The following is a 17427-nucleotide window of genomic DNA, read 5'->3' on the forward strand; positions in this document are numbered from 1 at the left end:
GACGGCTATCCGACTGTCACAGGAAGCGGGCCGATCGGGAGGACGACGACATGGCGACCCACTTCTCCATCGGTGACCACGTCCGATGGAACTCCGAAGCCGGATACGTCGAGGGCGTGATCATCGCGAAACACACGAAGGACGTGGAGTTCAAGGGACGTACTCGGCGGTGCAGCGAGGACGAGCCGCAGTACGAGATCCGGAGCGACAAGACCGATCACGTCGCGATGCACAAGGGCAGTGCACTGAAGAAGATCTGACAGCGGTATTCGGGATCAGGTGATCAGCGCCTGTCCGACGCCGCACACCGCGACCGCCCACAGCACCGAGGTGGACGTGCCGATGATGAACTGTTCGGAGGCGTTCGGTTCGCGCAGTTCGGGATAGCGGGCGAGACCCTTCACCGCCATGATGACCGCGATCCCTTCGGGCCATCCGGCGAGGATGGAGGCGGTGACCGCTCCGCGTTCGAGCACGCCGATGACCCGTCCGCCGCGGAGCGGACCCGGGGGAGGGGTGGGCTCGGGACCGGCGTCGGGTTGCCTGCGCGCGATCCGGAACGCCACGAGAACCGCGGGTCCGCCTCCGGTGATCGCCGCCGTGGCGGTGAGGATGAGCGTGGCCGCGAGCGCGATGCCCTGAACCGGGGTGGTCGCGGTGGCGGCGAGCGCGGCCCCGGCGAGACCCGCGATGCTCAGCGACGCGGCCGGCCACAGCGGCAGGCTCGGACCCAGGGCGAGCGCGGGTGCGAGGGCGACCACTGCCAGGCACACCAGTGAGAGGACGGTCAACGATCGGCCCTTTCCAGGAGTCGGCGTACGAGTTCACGTCCGGCGAGTTCGGCCTGCCATCCGGCGGTGGCGAGACGCTGGGACACCGCTTGCTTGCTGATGCCGAGACGCTCCGCTATCCGCGCCTGCGACAGACCCTGACGCGCGAGGTCGACCGCCTCGTGTCCCTGTTCGGTCCGGCGTAGGACGACGGTGGCGAGCAGGGTGAGCGCGGCGTCGACGTCGGCAGTGGCCTCGGTGTCGTCGCCTTCGGCCGCGACCTGCCCGGGTGCGTTCTTGGCGCGTTCGACGGCGATACGGGCGTGTTCGAAGGCGGGTCCACGACCGGCGCGTGTCTGTTCGGGGAGCGGGGTCTCCACCGGCCCGACCCCCACCCCGATGCTCCAGCGTTCACGCCGGAGGAGGTCGAGGACGAGATCGACGACGAGGGCGGGATCGTCCGCGACGGCCTGGACTTCGTCGCCCGCGGTGCGATCGAAGGGACGTACCAGCGGAACGTCCTGCAGGTCGGTGAGAAGGTCCGCCACACGGTCGATGTCTCGGCGGCTGCTCCGCTGGTCGACCGTCAATACGAACATGTGTCAAGTGTGAGGGCTTGATTTCCGATAATCAAGACCCTGAGCTTGACGATGATGTGCGGTGGGGGTCGCGTACAGGCTATCTGGCCGGCTCGTTCCCCGTCAGCTCGTGATGTGTGGTGATCGCGTCCACCGCATCGCCGTCGTACTTCATCCGTTTCGCGATGGTGAGGCGGAGTGTCGAGGGCAGGGCCGGGGCGAACTTCTTGAAGTAGGCGCAGAGCCATTCCTGGCGTCCGACGAGAAACGGGAAATCGGTCGTCATCATGTTGCGGGCGACGAGCATCGGCAAGGGGGCGTCGAGTGGATGGAAGTCGTGATTCCACAGTCCCGGCTGGGTGCAGCCCGGGTAGAACTGGCCGAGCATGAAACCGTGTTCGACGAACTGCGATTTGAATTCCGCGTGGACGACGTCGATCACCTCGAAGCCGGTGAGGTCGGGCAGTACGGTCACGAGCGTCTTCAGGCTTCGATCGCGATCGTCTTCGCGTGAGAGCGTCGTGTACAGGTCGAACTGGTCCTCGACGATCGTGCCGAGGGCTCGGGCATCGATTCCGGATCCGTGGACGAAGGCGGCTCCGAAGAGTTGCTTACCGATGGAGGGGCGAACGAACGGGCAGACGGGTCCACTGCGGCCGAGTTCGGGGTTGGGTTCGGTGAGATACCCGCTCGCCCATCCTCTCAGCAGATCGGCGCTCGCTTCGCCTGTGTATTCGGAGGTTTCACCGAACAGGTCCACCCAGACCGTGCCCGAGCGGGGTCCGACTCGTCTCTGGATCGGCATCTGCGCTTCCTCCCTCCCGGGGACGGATATCGCGGCTGAGACGGGAGCGGCCGGGTCGGGAGCTGCGGAGGTCTCCCGGAAGGATTTGTAGCGAGGCCGTTTCGGACAACAGGAGTACGAACGACGGAAAACGTTGCAGCGCAACATTGTCGAATGTCTCGGTCCGGTCGCGTGCATCGTCCGCTCGCGCGGCTCCGGTGCCCGTTCGACCGTCGGGCCGACGTGAAGTCTCCTTCGTGCGGAGTTTACCGAAAGTTTTGCATTCTAAGTTTGTAAAACGAGCATAGCGCGAACGGGGGGTTTCTATCCATCCCTCAAACAAACCTTGGGTTGATGGAGTGAATATTCCGAATGTCGGAATGCGCGAATGCGGCCGTCTACGGAATGTCCCGGTCGCATCTCGATCTCGTTCTCCCGCAGAGCATTGCAGCAACCCCGCCCTCGTCCTACGCTGACGCATACATTTTCGAAGCGACGTGCCGACTCGGTCGTCCCTACTCGCGAGCTACGCACGGTACTCGATGGCATCCGGCTCATCGAGACGTCCCCGTTCGACACTGCCGCTGCACGCACATGCAGCTACTGCATACACATCCTCGTGAAGGGGGCGCTGTGGCCACTCCCGTCGTAGGCGCCGCGCAGAACTCCGACGACGAGCGCGCGGGTGCGTTTCCGCTGACTCCGGCGCAGTACGGTATCTGGCTCGCTCAACAGCTCGTACCCGACGTCCCTTTCGTCATCGCCCAATATGTGGAATTCCGTGGGGAACTCGACCTCGATCTGCTGAAGTGGGCGTCGACGACCGCCGGGCGGGAATTCGGGACCGCCTTCCTGCGCCTCGTCGACGTGGACGGCCGTCCGTGCCAGGTCGTCGACCGGGACCTCGACGTCCCCACCGAGGTCATCGATCTCCGTGACGAACACGATCCGGAGAAGGTGGCCGAGGAGTGGCTCCGGCGGGATGCGGAAGCACCGATCGACCTCATGGCGGACCGGTTGTGCCGCATCGTCGTTCTGCGAACAGGTGATGCCGGTTATCTCGTGTACGTCAAGGCCCATCACATCGCGCTCGACGGGTTCGGAGCGATGATCATCGTGCGCAGGGGAGCCGAACTCTATTCCCGGGCACTCGCCTCCCGGAGTTCCGGCCGGGACGAGATACCGACCCCGGACAAACCGCCGGCCGATCTTCGGACGCTGTACGAGAAGGACCGGCAGTATCGTGCGTCGAAGCGGTTCGTCGCGGACCGTGAGTACTGGAGCGAGCGGGTCCGCGATCTGCCCGAGGCCGACACCACGGAGGTTCCACCGGCGGTCCGGACCCTCACGGCGGAGACGGATCTGTCGGCCGCTGCGGACGCCTGCTTGGCGGGGTCTCCGGCGATGCGGGATGCCTCCTCGGCCGCTGTGGTACTCGCGGCCGCTGCCTGTTTCTTCTCGCGGCGGTCGGGACGGTACGACGTGCTCGTCAATATTCCGGTGTCGGCGCGGACGACGGCCGAGCTGCGACGGTCCGCCGGAATGCTCGTCAACGTGGTTCCCCTGCGGATCCGGGTGGATCCGAACGAACCCGTGGAGGATCTCGTCCGGCGGATGCAGGTCGAGCTGGTCGGAGCCCTCCGACACCAGGCGTGTGGACTCGACGACATCCGCCGAGCGACATCCGAACGGGTGTCCCGATTCTCGGTACCCCTGGTCAACGTCATGCTGTTCGATCAGCAACCCGTACTGGGTGACATCGTGGGAACGCCGCACGTCCTGTCGCGCGGGCCCGTCGGGGACCGGCTGATCACCGTCCACCGCCGCAGCGCGCCGGCCGGCACCGTCATCGAGTTCCGGGCGAATCCGAACCGCTACGAGGAAAACGAGATACAGGCGCAGTGCATCTGTTTCACGGAGATCCTCGAGCAGTTCGTCGCAGCCGACCCTCGAACGCCGGTCGGTTCGATCCACCCGCCGAGTGCCGGGGCGGCCGCACCTCGTTACCGACGGAACACCGTGCTCGATCACTGGCGGCGCATTCTGGCGGGCGCACCCACACCCCCCGCCCTGACCCCGGCCGGTGGACGGACGGGCGGCGTGGGATCTGCTCCGGTGTGGGAGCAGTTCGTTCATCCCCTCGGGAGTGCACTGCGTCGAGCGAGTGCCGGATGTGCCGACGATTGTTTCCCGATGCTGCAGGCTGCGACCGCGATTCTCCTCGCCAGGTCGACCGGTACCGACGATGTCGTCCTCGGCTTCCCGGTCCCGGCCGGTACCACTCCCGTTCGCACGGTGCTGCCCCTGCGTATTCGAGTGCGCCCCGACGCGTCGTTCCGAGATCTCCTCGAGGGCATCTCCCGTGGGACTCGGGACGCTCTCGCACACGCCGACGTCCCTGCGGTGGCGCTGCTCGAGGCGCTGGCGCCGACACGGAACGGATCGCACGCCCCGCTCTTCCGCATCACCGTCGAAGGTCGAGGCGATGTGGACAAGGAGGTGGAGAACGCCGTCCTCGGCGACGTCGACCTGCGTATCGATCTGGAGCGTCCGCAATCCGGCGACGGTGCCGGGCGCGAGGTGACGTCCGCGGACGTGCTCCGCATCCGGTACGTCACCGACGCATACACCGCGCCGATCGTCGAGCGCATCGCTCGCCGATTGGAGCGGATCCTCCTGGCCGTCGAAGACGATCCGACGATGTGGGTCGGCGACATCGATCTGCTCGACGCAACCGAACGGACCACGCTCGTCCCCGTGACGGGTCCGCCGTCCCTGCCCGAACGTCTGCTCCCGGAGATCCTTGTCGACGCTGCCCGCCGTGTCCCCGAGGCGACCGCACTGTCGTGCGGCGACACCCGATTCACCTACCGAGCACTCGACGAGCGGTCGAATCGGCTGGCCCGCATGCTCATCGAGCGGGGTGCAGGCCCGGAACGTTTCGTCGCGGTCGGCATGGCCCGGTCCGTCGACTCGATCGTCTCGATCTGGGCGGCGGCGAAGGCGGGTGCGGCCTTCGTTCCGGTGGACCCCTCCTATCCGCCCGCCCGGATCGAGTACATGCTGCGCGACTGCGGCGCCGTGCTCGGACTCACCACCACCGGCGAGCGGTCCCTGCTTCCCGCCACCGTGCCGTGGACGGCGGTCGACGATCCGGACATGGTAGCGGAGACGAAGCGATACAGCGCGGCGCCGGTGGCCGACGCGGACCGGTGCGCGCCCGCGCGTGCGGATCAACCCGCCTACCTCATCTACACCTCCGGATCGACGGGACACCCGAAGGGCGTGGTCGTCACCCACCGCGGTCTGGCGAACCTCGTCGCGCACACCCGCACGCTCGCCGACGCCGACGCGCGGGTCCGGCACGGAACCTCGCCGAGCTTCGACCTGGCGGTGCTGGAGCTGCTCGTGGCGTTCGGCTCCGCTGCGCACCTGGTGATCGGCCCGCCCGACGCGTCCGCCGGTGACGACCTCGCACGTGCCTTGCGCGCCGAGCGGATCACCCACTTCTGCACCACGCCCGCGGTCCTCGCGACGATCGATCCGGTGGACGCCGAGAAACTCTCGTTCGTGAGCGTCGGTGGTGAGGACTGCCCGGCCTGGCTCGTGGAGCGGTGGGCGCCGGGCCGTCGCATGGTCAACGGGTACGGGCCGAGCGAGATCACCGTGCAGATGTCATCGGACGAGCTCGTGCCCGGTAGACCGGTCACGGCAGGCACTCTCGGACCCGGATTCCGGGCCGTCGTGCTCGACGCACGTCTGAATCCGGTGCCGACCGGAGTGATCGGAGAGCTGTATCCGGCAGGGCCTGCTCTGGCACGGGGATACCACCGGCGACCGGGGACGACGGCGACGCGGTTCGTCGCCGACCCGTTCGGGCCACCGGGGTCGAGGATGTACCGCACCGGTGATCTCGTGCGGTGGTCGACGGGTGGCGGCGACAGCCCGGACGACGACAACACAGCGGCCGCCCCGGATCTGCGGCTGATCTACGCAGGTCGCGCCGACCTCCAGGTCAAGGTGCGGGGGCGGCGTATCGAACTCGGCGAAGTGGAAGCAGCACTGCTCCGCCACCCCGACGTCGAGCGGGCCGCGGCGGTGGTTCGGCGCGAGACCGGATCCGACCGGGTGGTGGCGTACGTGGTGCCGCGCACCGGAACGGTCCCGGATGCCGAAGCGATTCGTGATGCGCTCGCGGCGGAGCTCCCGGATTTCATGGTCCCGGCCGTGGTGGTGCCGCTGGCAGCGATGCCGATCACGGCCAACGGCAAACTCGATCGTGCCGCGCTGCCGGCCCCGGAGCGCCGTGGCGTGCTCCATCGCCCTCCGCGCAAGGGGCTGGAACGAACTCTCGTGGGGGTCTTCGCGGACGTTCTGCATCTGTCCCCGGATCGTGTCGGCGTCGACGACAATTTCTTCGAACTCGGGGGTGATTCGCTGTCGGCGACCGGTGTCGTGGCGGGGATCCGATCCGCGCTGCACGTCGAGACACCCATCAGGATGCTCTTCGAAGCACCGACGATCGCCGAGTTGGTACCGCGGCTCGCGGACTGTGGTGTCGCCCGGGCACCGTTGATGCCCCGGCGTCGACCGGACCGGATCCCGTTGTCCTACGCGCAGTCCCGGTTGTGGTTCATCCACCGCTACGAAGGTCCGTCGCCGACCTACAACATCCCCATGGCGGCGCGGCTGACCGGACGGGTGGACGTCGACGCGATGAGGGCCGCGTTCGCCGATGTCGTGGTGCGCCACGAGTCCCTGCGCACGGTGTTCGAGGAATCCGACGGAATTGCCTTGCAGCGCATCCTGCCGATCGAGCAGACCTCGTTGTTGCTGCCCGTGCGGGCGGTGCCTGCCGACGAGGAGCAGCCGGCCGTGAGCGCCGAGGCGCGGCGGACCTTCGACCTGTCCACCGACATCCCCGTGCGCGCCACCCTGCTGCGGACCGGGTCCGACGACCACGTGCTGGTGCTCGTGCTGCACCACATCGCCGGCGACGGTGCATCGATGGTGCCGCTGGTGCGCGACATGCTGCTCGCATACGCGGCCCGATCGGCGGGGACCGAACCGCGATGGGATCCGCTGCCGGTGCAGTACGCCGACTACGCACTGTGGCAGCGGGACGTGCTGGGCGACGAGGGCGAGCCGGGAAGCATCCTGCACAGGCAGTTCTCCTACTGGCGGGAGGAACTGGCCGGGGTCCCGGAATGCCTCCCGCTTCCGCTCGACCGCCCCCGCCCAGCGGTGCAGTCCTTCCGCGGCGGCCGGGTGGAGTTCACGATCCCCGCACAGTTACGCCTCGCGGCCGACGAACTGGCCGCCGAGCACGGAGCCACCGCGTCGATGGTCTTCCAGTCGGCACTTGTGGTGCTCCTGCACGAATTCGGTGCGGGAGACGACATCACGATCGGAGGCCCGGTGGCCGGGCGGACCGACGAGGCTCTGACGGATCTCGTCGGATTCTTCGTCAACACCTGGGTGCTGCGCGTGAACGACATCACCGGACGATGGACACTCGCCGATGTCCTCGACCGCGTGCGGACCAAGGCGCTGGCCGCCTACGAGAACCAGGACGCGCCCTTCGAGCGGTTGGTGGAACTGCTCGCCCCGGCGCGCTCGACCGCCCACCACCCGCTGTTCCAGGTCGCATTCGCGTTGCAGAACAATCCGTTGCCGAACCTGGACCACCCCGACATCCACGTCGAGATGCTGCCCGTCGCGACCGAGGTCGCGCGGTTCGACCTGTACATCAGCGTGTCGGAACGTGCGTCCACCGACGACGACGGGATGCTCGTGAGCATCGAGTACGCGAGCGATCTGTTCGAGCACGACACCGTCGAACGGTTCGCCAATCGGTATCTCCGCGTCCTCGATGCCTTCGTGAGGTCGCCGCACCGGCGGGTCGACGGTGTCGAACTTCTCGATCGCTCGGAGCGCGATCTGCTCCTCGTCGCGTGGAGCGGCCCGGCTGCCACCACTGCCGATCTGACGGTTCCGGCGATGCTCGCCGAGCGGGTCGCGGCGACACCGGACGCACCGGCGCTCACCGGCGTCGTCGGCCGATGGACGTACCGCGACCTCGACGCCCGGGCCAACCGACTGGCTCGCCTGCTCGTCGACCTGGGCGTGGGGCCCGAGTCCGTGGTGGTCGTCGCCCTCGACCGATCCCCGGCACTGGTCGTCGCCCTTCTCGCGGTGTCGGCGGCGGGTGGCGCCTATCTGCCGTTGGACCCCGCCTATCCGAGCGAACGCACCGCTTTCGTCCTCGCCGACGCCGCGCCCCGCGTGCTGATCACCGACAGTCGTTTCACCTCGTGCGCGGACCCGGCCGTCGCGGTGATCCTCGACGAGACGGGCCGCCCGACGTCCCACGACCTGCCGGACGACGCGCGACCGCTCACCGACGTCGACAGGAACGCGCCCCTGCGCCCGTCGAACACCGCGTACACGATCTACACCTCCGGTTCCACGGGCGTCCCGAAGGGCGTGGCCGTCACGCATCGGAACCTCGTGCACCTGATCGAGCACGGCTGGACCGAGTCGCGACCGCGACGCCGGATGTCGCTGGTGTCCTCACCGGGCTTCGACGCGTCGGTGTACGAGATCTGGCCCGCCCTGATCGGCGGTACCGAACTCGTGCTCGCCCCTTCCTGTCTGCTCGATCCGTCGACCGTCGCGCACATGATCTCCGAACACGGTGTGACGACGATGTTCGCCCCGACACCGCTGTTCCATGCCCTAGCCGACCCCGCCGTCGTCCCGGCTCGGATGTGGGACGGAGTCGACCAGGTGGTCACGGCCGGGGACGTGCTGTCGCCGGATGTCGCACGCCGTTTCCACGAATCACATCCCTCGACGCTGCTCGTCAACGCGTACGGACCGACGGAGACCACGGTGTGCGCGACGATGTATCTCGTCGGGGACGCGTTCGCTCGGGGGGAGCGTGTATCGGTCCCGATCGGCACGCCGATCCCGGGCATCACGGTCTTCGTCCTCGACGCCGGACTGTTGCCGGTACCTCCCGGCGTCCCGGGCGAGTTGTACATCGCCGGCGACGGGGTGTCCCGCGGATATCCCGGTCGTCCGGCCACGACCGCGGCACGATTCGTGGCCTCTCCGTTCGGTGGGCCGGGGGAGCGGATGTACCGCACCGGCGACATCGTGCGGTGGATCCTTTCGAAGAGCGGCGCCGACCCCGAGTGCGCAGGAGGGCACCTGGAATTCGTGGGCCGTTGCGACGACCAGGTGAAGGTCCGCGGTTTCCGGGTCGAGCCCGGTGAGATCGAAGCGGTCCTGGGTGCGCATCCGGCGGTGGCCCGCGCCGCCGTGGTCGTCCGGGACACTCCGGGCCCTCACGAGACCGGACGACTGGTCGCGTATGTGGTGCTGGACCGGGAGCAGACACTGCTCGCCGATCCGACTCGCGCGATCGGCACCGTCGAGCGGTGGAGAGCCGTGTACGACGACGTGTACTCCACGCCGCCACAAGAGGACACCGGTGACACCGGCGCCTTCGCGGGTTGGAACGCCACCGACACCGGGCAGCCCATTCCGGTCGAGCAGATGCGGGACTGGCGCGACGCCGCCGTGCGGGCCGTCCGGCGGCTCCGGCCCCGACGCCTGCTCGAGATCGGCGTGGGCTCCGGTCTTCTGCTCCGAGAACTGGCCCCCGACTGCGCCGAGTACTGGGGCACGGACTTCTCGGCCCCGACGATCGAGACGCTGCGCTCCGCCGTGCGATCGCAGCCGTGGGCCGATCGGGTGACGTTGAGGACGCAACCGGCGCACGCGACCGAGGGGTTGCCGCAGCGGTACTTCGACACCGTCGTGCTCAATTCTGTGATCCAGTACTTCCCGGATGCGGCGTATCTGCTCGAGGTGCTCCGGAAGATCCTGCCGCTGCTCGCACCCGGCGGATCGGTCCATCTCGGCGATGTCCGGAACCAGGCGCTGCTGCCGTACTTCGCCGCCGCGGTGGAACTCGCCCGTGCCGACGGCACCGAGACCGCGGACACTATCCGCGAACGCGTCCGCCGTGCCACGCTCTCCGAGCGGGAACTGCTGCTCGCCCCCGAGTTCTTCGCCGGCCTGGCCGGTCGTCTGCCCGGTGTCACCGGGGTCGACATCGAACTCGGCCGGATGCGGACGGCCAACGAACTCGGCCTGTACCGCTACAGCGTCGTGCTGCACACCGGTACCGGACCCAGGTCGCTCGCCGATGTTCGGTGCCGGTCCTGGTCGGGATTCGGAACCCTCGCCGCGCTCGCCGACCACCTGCGGACCGACCGTCCCGCTGCCCTGCGCGTGACCGGCGTACCGCACACCGCCCTGCGGTCGGTGATCGCCGCGGCGACCGCCCTCGATGCGATGCCCGGACACGCACTCGTGTCGGAACCGGACCTCCGGCCACGATCGGACCGCATCGGCCCTGCGGACTTCGATCGGCTCGGCGCCGTACTCGGCTATCGGGTCGCGGTGACCTGGTCGCAGGAACCGGGATCGATGGAGGTGGTCGTCCTCCGCGACGACCCGGACGGCAGGGTCGATACGGCGCTGACCGACGTCTTCCGTCCGGCCGACGACGTGGGCAGCCTCGCGCGCTCCATCAACGACCCCGCCGCGGAGGAGCGACTCGACGACGTCCGACGCTTCGTGCGGGAACGGTTGCCCGACTACATGGTTCCGGCCGCGTTCGTCCACATGGCCGATCTGCCGGTGACGGTGCACGGCAAACTCGACCGCCGCGCACTGCCGGTCCCGGAGGCCGCGACGCGCAGCGACAGCTACATCGCACCGACCACCGACACCGAACGGTCCCTGGCCCGGGTCTTCGCGGACGTGCTCGGCGTCGACCGGGTGGGAACACAGGATTCGTTCTTCGCCCTCGGCGGCGATTCGATCATGTCGATCCAGTTGGTCGCACGGGCGAAGGCCGCAGGTCTGGTGTTCTCGCCCCGAGATGTGTTCGAACACAGGACCGTTGCAGCGCTCGCCATGGCAGTCACCCCGGCCGGCCCGACCGCGTCGATGCTCGAGGAACTGCCCGGCGACGGCGTCGGCGACGTTCCGCTCACCCCGATACTGCGCTGGCTGGTCGAGCGCGGCCGAACGTATCCGGGTTTCTGCCAATCGGTATCGGTTCCGCTGCCGGACCGACTCCGCGAGGCCGACCTTCTCGCGGCGCTGCAGGCTGTCGTGGATCGGCACGACATGCTGCGGGCGCGCCTGCACGCAGTGCCCGGAGTCGCCGACGACCTGCGCCTCGAGACACGGCCGATCGGATCCGTCTCCGCGTCGTCGATCCTGCGCTGCGTCCGGGTCGATGATCCGACAGGGCCCGAATTCTTTGCGATCGCCGCCGCCGAACATGCCGCCGCGACCGGACGACTGGATCCCGGCAGGGGAGTGATGCTGCAGGCGGTCCGGTTCGACGCCGGATCCGCCTCGCGGTTGTTGCTCGTGGCACACCATGCCGTGATCGACGGTGTCTCCTGGCGCATCCTGCTGGGCGACCTCGCTGCTGCGGCGGCTCGCCTCGAACACGGACTCGCTCCGGATCCCGCACCGACGGGCACCTCGATGCGCCGCTGGGCGCACGGTCTCGTCGAGGTGGCCCGCCGCGGCACGCGCACTCACGAACTGCCGTTCTGGGTGTCGACGCTGTCGGGTCCGGATCCGCTGCTCGGCACCCGAGAGGTGGACCCCGCGGTCGACGTCGGGGCCACCGTCGACACCGTCACCGTCGAGGTACCCGCCCCGACGACCGCCGCGTTGCTGACCGTCCTTCCGGCGTCCTTCCACGGGAACGTGATGGACGGTCTTCTCGCAGCACTGGCCGGAGCCGTCGTCGCGCAGCGCGCCGACCGGGGGATCGACCTCGCCCAGGTGCTGGTCGGGCTGGAAGGGCACGGCCGGGAGGAGCAGGCCGTGCCGGGAGCCGATCTGTCCCGGACGATCGGATGGTTCACCACCGCCTATCCGGTGCGACTGGACCTGACCGGTATCGACGTGGAGGCCGTGGCATGCGGCGGCACTGCAGCGGGGACCGCGATCAAGACCGTCAAGGAACAACTGCGTGCCGTTCCCGACCACGGGATCGGATACGGAATGCTGCGGTACCTCGACGACGAGGGGCGCGCCGCGCTCGAGCCTCTGCCGACGCCCGAACTCACCTTCAACTTCCACGGCCGGAGCACGACGCCGGACGCCGTCACGGACATCGAGTTCGGCGGTGGTCTAGATCCCGCCCAGCCGGTACCGGCGGTGATCTCCGTCAACGCCATGGTCGTCCACACTGCCGACGGTCCGGTGCTGCGCGCGGATCTCGCCTATCCGACCGGGGTCATCGCCCGCCCGGAGGTGTCCGACCTTGCCGAACGGTGGCGCCGCACGCTGAGTGGACTCGCCCGGCACGTCGCGGAGCCGGGAACGGGCGGGCGCACGCCGTCGGATCTGCCACTGGTCCCGATGACCCAGGAACGCCTCGACGAACTCGAGCGCCGCTATCCCGGCTTCGAGGACGTGTGGCCCCTCACCCCCTTGCAGCACGGCTTCCTGTTCCATGCCCTCCGGAACGATTCGATCGACGCGTACACGGTGCAACTGACCCTGCACCTGGGCGGTGTCGTCGATCCGCGACGTCTCCGGCGGGCGGTGGCCGCCATGTCGGCACGGCATCCGAACCTGCGGGTGAACTTCGTCTTCGACGGGGAGTCCCCACCCGTGCAGGTCGTGCAGGCGTCGGTCGAACTGCCGCTGCGGGAGCGGGATCTGACCGATCCGGACCCCGACGCCCGTGCGGCGGAACTGGTCCGTCTGCAGGCGGAGGACCGGACCCAGCGTTTCGACACAGCTGCCGGACCGCTGGTGCGCCTGAGCCTGATCAGGATGGGACCGGACGATCACCGGTTGGTGTTCACCAATCACCACATCCTGCTCGACGGCTGGTCGGCGCCGTTGCTACTGAAGGAACTCCTCGTGCTGTACGGAACCGATGCGGACACCGGTGCTCTCCCGCCGGTACGTCCCTACCGGGACTATGTGCGGTGGCTCGTGCAGCAGGACCCGGCTCCCGCCCGCGATGCCTGGTCGCGGTACCTGGCCGGTCCGGATCGCCCCACGCTGGTCGCTCCGGAGGCGGAGCAGGCCTCCGTGCAGGCCCTGTCCGAGGAGACCGCACGGGCACTCGATCCGGTGGACACCCGGCGCCTGGAAGGCTTCGTCCGGGACCACGGGCTCACCGTCGGCACGGTGGTGCAGGTCGCCTGGGGCATCGTGCTGGCGAAGCTCACCTCGCAGTGCGACGTCGTGTTCGGATCGACCGTCTCCGGGCGGCCCGCAGACGTCGATGGGGTCGAGGAGATGATCGGCCTGTTCGTCAATACGGTTCCCGTGCGGGTCCGGCTCGACCCGTACGAGACGCTCGCCGCGCTCGTCGAGCGAATCCGCGCCGAGCAGACCGCACTGCTCGACCGGCACCATCTCGGCCTCACGGAGATCCAGCAGGTCGCCGGACCTGCTGCCGGATTCGACACCCTGACGGTGTTCGAGTCGTATCCGATCGACCGTGCGGCTCTGTCCGATGCGGTCGACATCGCCGGCATGCAGGTGCGCGATGTGACCGGACACGACGCCGGTCATTATCCGCTGACCCTGATCGCTCACGTCGACGACTCACTGCGGCTGCGATTGAGTTACCGTCCCGACCTGTTCGATCGGGCGGCAGCGGAGACGATACTGTCGCAGGTCGCCCGGGTTCTCGAGGTCGTCGTCGGCCGGCCGCAGGTGCCGCTCGGCCGCCTCCGCCTGTTCGGGGACGAGGTGCCGGTCGTGTCCGCTCCCGGCTCCGCCCGTACGCGGACGTGGAGGGAGATCCTCGACGACTGGATGTCGTGTTCCCCGGAGGCCGTCGCCGTCGTCGACGCGGGCCGGCAGTGGACCTACGCGGAACTGGACGCGCGAGTGGAGCGGCTCACGCAACTGCTCGTCGTCCGCGGAGCGGTACCGGAGACCACCGTCGTCGTGGCGATGCGGCGTTCGTTCCTGCGGGTCGCCGCGATGCTCGCCGTCGTCCGTGCCGGTGCCGTCTACGTACCGGTCGACCCCGACCAGCCCCGTGACCGTGTCACCGCGATGATCCGGACGGTCGCGCCCTTGTGCGTGCTTGTGGACGGCCCGGAACCGGCGGTGCCCGACGAAATGTCCGTCGTGCCCGTTCGGGATGTCGACCTCGACGGTGGGCCGGCAACACCGGTGTCGGATGTTCATCGCCGCGCGCCGGTGCGCGCCGACAACCGTGCGCCGGTACGCGCCGACAACGCCGCGTACGTGATCTTCACGTCCGGATCGACGGGCACGCCGAAGGGGGTGACGGTGACGCATCGCGGTATCGCCGAGCTGGTCGATCGGATCTCGACGATCGCCGACGGCGATTCGCGTGTCGCACAGTCGATGCTGCCGGTGTTCGATGCCTCGCTGCTGGAGACGATCGTTGCGTTCTCGGCCGGGGCGCGGCTCGTCGTCGTGCCGCCCGGTATCGCCGCCGGCGACGACCTCGAGCGTGTCCTCGCAGACGGGGAGATCACGCACCTCTACACCACACCCGCGGTGCTGGCGACGCTGGATCGGGACGCGCTGCCGGCCCTGACCTTCGTGAGTGTCGGCGGTGAGGCGTGCCCGCCGTCCCTGGCGGAGACGTGGGCCCACGGTCGTCACATGGTCAACGGCTACGGTCCGAGCGAAGCGACGGTGATGTCGAACCTGCTCGATCCGCTCGTCCCCGGTGGGAATCTCACCGTCGGGCCGCCGATGCCCGGCTTCGACGAGTACCTCCTGGACTCGTACCTGCAGCCCGTGGCCGGCCGCGCGGTGGGGGAGTTGTACCTCACCGGACCGGGTCTGGCGCGAGGGTATGCCGGACAACCCGGCCTGACCGCGACGCGTTTCGTCGCCGACCCCCTCGGCGTACCGGGACGCCGGATGTACCGCACCGGGGATCTGATGCGCTGGGTGCGTACCGCGGCGGGCCCCGAGCCCGTTTACGTGGGGCGCAGTGATTTCCAGATCCAGCTACGCGGTCTGCGCATCGAACTCGAGGAGGTCGAAGCGGTCCTGCTCCGGCATGGGGCCGTCGCTCAGGCGGTGGTCGTGGTGCGTGACGACGGCAGCGGTGACCGGCTCGTCGGATATGTGGTGCCCACGGGGGTCGTTCCCGTCGAGGCGCCCGAGATCCTGCACTTCGCGGCCACCCGATTGCCGCGGTACATGGTTCCGGCGGTGATCGTCGTGCTGCCCGGACTGCCGGTCACTCCGAGCGGGAAGGTGGACAGGTCGGCGTTGCCGGCGGCCGCGCCCGTCGGGGCCGCCTACCGGGCGCCGCGCACACCGAGCGAAGGGGTCGTCGCCCGCGCGTTCGCCTCCGTCCTCGAACGCGATCGGGTCGGGATCGACGACAACTTCTTCGACCTCGGCGGCAATTCGCTCGCCGCGACTGCCGTGGCGTCGAAGCTGCGCAGCGAGCTGGGCAGGGAGGTTCCGTTGTCCCTGGTCTTCCTCGACCCCACCCCGGCCGGACTCGCGGATCGCCTCGACGAACCGCCGGCGACCGCTGCTCCGACGACCGGGATGTTCGATGTGCTGATTCCTCTGCGCGGGCACGGTCACCGCCCACCGGTGTTCTGTGTGCATCCCGCGATCGGCCTGTCCTGGGTCTATGCGGGACTACTGCGCTACCTGCCGGACCGGCCGGTATACGGGCTGCAACTGCCGTACCTCTCGGGCGGATCCCTCGACGCGACGCCTGCCGAACTGGCGCACCGCTACGTCGAGGAGCTACGGGTCGTGCAACCGGAGGGCCCCTACACCGTGCTCGGCTGGTCCCAGGGCGGGCTGATCGCCCACCACATGGGTGTCGAACTGCGCGCCGCGGGGGAGACCGTCGACCTGGTCGTTCTCGACTACTACCCGCTCGAACGCGAACGGCGTGCCCACGCCCACGCGGAACTGCTGGCGGGGCTGGGCATCGAACTGCCCGGTGCCGAACCGGACGAGGTGACCTCCGATCAGCTGCTCGACGCGGTGAACCGCGGTCTCGGGCACGAGACCGGACTGTCCGCCGCGGACCTGGAACGGATTCTCACGGCCTACGCGCAGGTCCACCGGGCGGCGCCGGCGCTCGACCTCCGACGTTTCGACGGCGACCTGCTGTTCGTCGCCGCGGCGCGATCGCTCGGCACAGGCGACGGTGCGTCACCGGCCCTGTGGCGCCCGTGGGTGTCCGGCACGATCACCGATCACACGATCGATTGCGATCACCTGGAGATGATGACCCCGGCCGTGCTCGCGGTCCTCGGCCCGATCCTGGCCGGCTATCTCGCCGCCGGGTCCTGATGCGGATCGACGACGGCGTCGAGCGCCGAGCCGGCGGGTTCGGGGAGCCGGGCCTCGAGCAGCAGTCCGGCGAGACCGAGCGCGATGCACACCCCGGTGATCACCATCAACCGCGGATCGGTCTGACCGGTCAGGGCATCGCCGAGGAGCACGACGGCCACGGTGCCCGGCAGGATGCCCACGATCGTCGCGAGCGTGTAGGGGACGAGACGGACCGCCGAGACCGCGCAGCAGCAGTTCACGACGAAGAACGGGGCGGCGGCGATCAACCGCAACGAGCCGACCGCGAGCCATCCGCGGCGTGCCAGGCGCAGATCGATCGCTTTCGCCGCCGGGTGCGTGAGACGTGATTCCACGGCCTTGCGTCCGACGGCCCGCACGAGCAGGAACGCGAGGACGGCACTGACCGTGGAGGCGGCGACCGTCACGCCGATGCCGACGGCACTGCCGAACAGCACGCCGGCGCTGAGCGTGAACACCGTGCGCGGAATCGGGGCGATCGTGGCCAGGGCGTGGACGGCGAAGAACACCAGGACCAGTGCCGGACCGTGCACCGATTCGGACCATTCCCGGATCTGAGCGATCGTCGGATGCGGCACCACGAGAGCTACGACGACGAGCGCCGCCACCAGGCCCAGGATGCCGAGCACTCTGCGGTCTGCGGCAAGCCTCGTCACGAGCGTCCACACTACCGGCCGAGCAGTGACTGCTTCCCCGCGAGCACAGTGAGGAAGACGGCACGATACCGTTCCGATCGAGGACGTCGTTATCGAACGCTAGAAAAACTGTGGTGATCCCCACAACGACCGCACGGTGTGTGGGGATAGCATCACACCGAAGGCAACCTACCCTTTTCGAGGTTGTCCACCTCCGGCCGACAACGCCGTCCGTACAAAGCCTGCAAACC

6 protein-coding genes are annotated in these 17427 nt (G+C 68.8%); 2 read left to right on the forward strand and 4 right to left on the reverse strand.

The features are described 5' to 3' along the window. The first annotated feature begins 50 nt into the window (after positions 1-50). Complete coding sequence (locus U9J23_RS11470) at positions 51-260, forward strand: DUF2945 domain-containing protein (RefSeq protein WP_059381455.1); 210 nt, start codon at positions 51-53, stop codon at positions 258-260. A gap of 15 nt (positions 261-275) precedes the next feature. On the opposite strand, the gene U9J23_RS11475 is transcribed toward U9J23_RS11470, so the two are convergent. The 3 genes from U9J23_RS11475 to U9J23_RS11485 all read right to left on the reverse strand — a co-directional run bounded on the left by U9J23_RS11475 (position 276) and on the right by U9J23_RS11485 (position 2153). After that, positions 276-791: a hypothetical protein gene (locus tag U9J23_RS11475; protein ID WP_230822927.1), complete on the reverse strand. Its 516-nt coding sequence runs from the start codon at positions 789-791 to the stop codon at positions 276-278. Next, positions 788-1369 carry a SatD family protein gene (locus U9J23_RS11480; protein WP_059381457.1) on the reverse strand — a complete coding sequence of 194 codons (582 nt, stop codon included), beginning with the start codon at positions 1367-1369 and terminating at the stop codon, positions 788-790. The genes U9J23_RS11475 and U9J23_RS11480 overlap by 4 nt, the downstream gene beginning before the upstream one ends. A 79-nt stretch (positions 1370-1448) precedes the next feature. Then, positions 1449-2153 (reverse strand): DUF6875 domain-containing protein, encoded by a 705-nt coding sequence (locus U9J23_RS11485; protein WP_145706751.1) that lies wholly within the window; start codon positions 2151-2153, stop codon positions 1449-1451. Between the two features lie 612 nt (positions 2154-2765). Here U9J23_RS11485 and U9J23_RS11490 point away from each other — a divergent pair. Further along, positions 2766-16520 carry a non-ribosomal peptide synthetase gene (locus tag U9J23_RS11490; RefSeq protein ID WP_326602704.1) on the forward strand — a complete coding sequence of 4585 codons (13755 nt, stop codon included), beginning with the start codon at positions 2766-2768 and terminating at the stop codon, positions 16518-16520. On the opposite strand, the gene U9J23_RS11495 is transcribed toward U9J23_RS11490, so the two are convergent. Further along, entirely contained in the window at positions 16499-17170 is a 672-nt protein-coding gene (locus U9J23_RS11495) for a TVP38/TMEM64 family protein (RefSeq protein ID WP_059381459.1), read from the reverse strand. The genes U9J23_RS11490 and U9J23_RS11495 overlap by 22 nt on opposite strands. Between the last annotated feature and the right edge of the window lie 257 nt (positions 17171-17427).

This window comes from Rhodococcus sp. PD04, assembly GCF_035918275.1.
Taxonomy (GTDB): Bacteria; Actinomycetota; Actinomycetes; order Mycobacteriales; family Mycobacteriaceae; genus Rhodococcus; species Rhodococcus rhodochrous.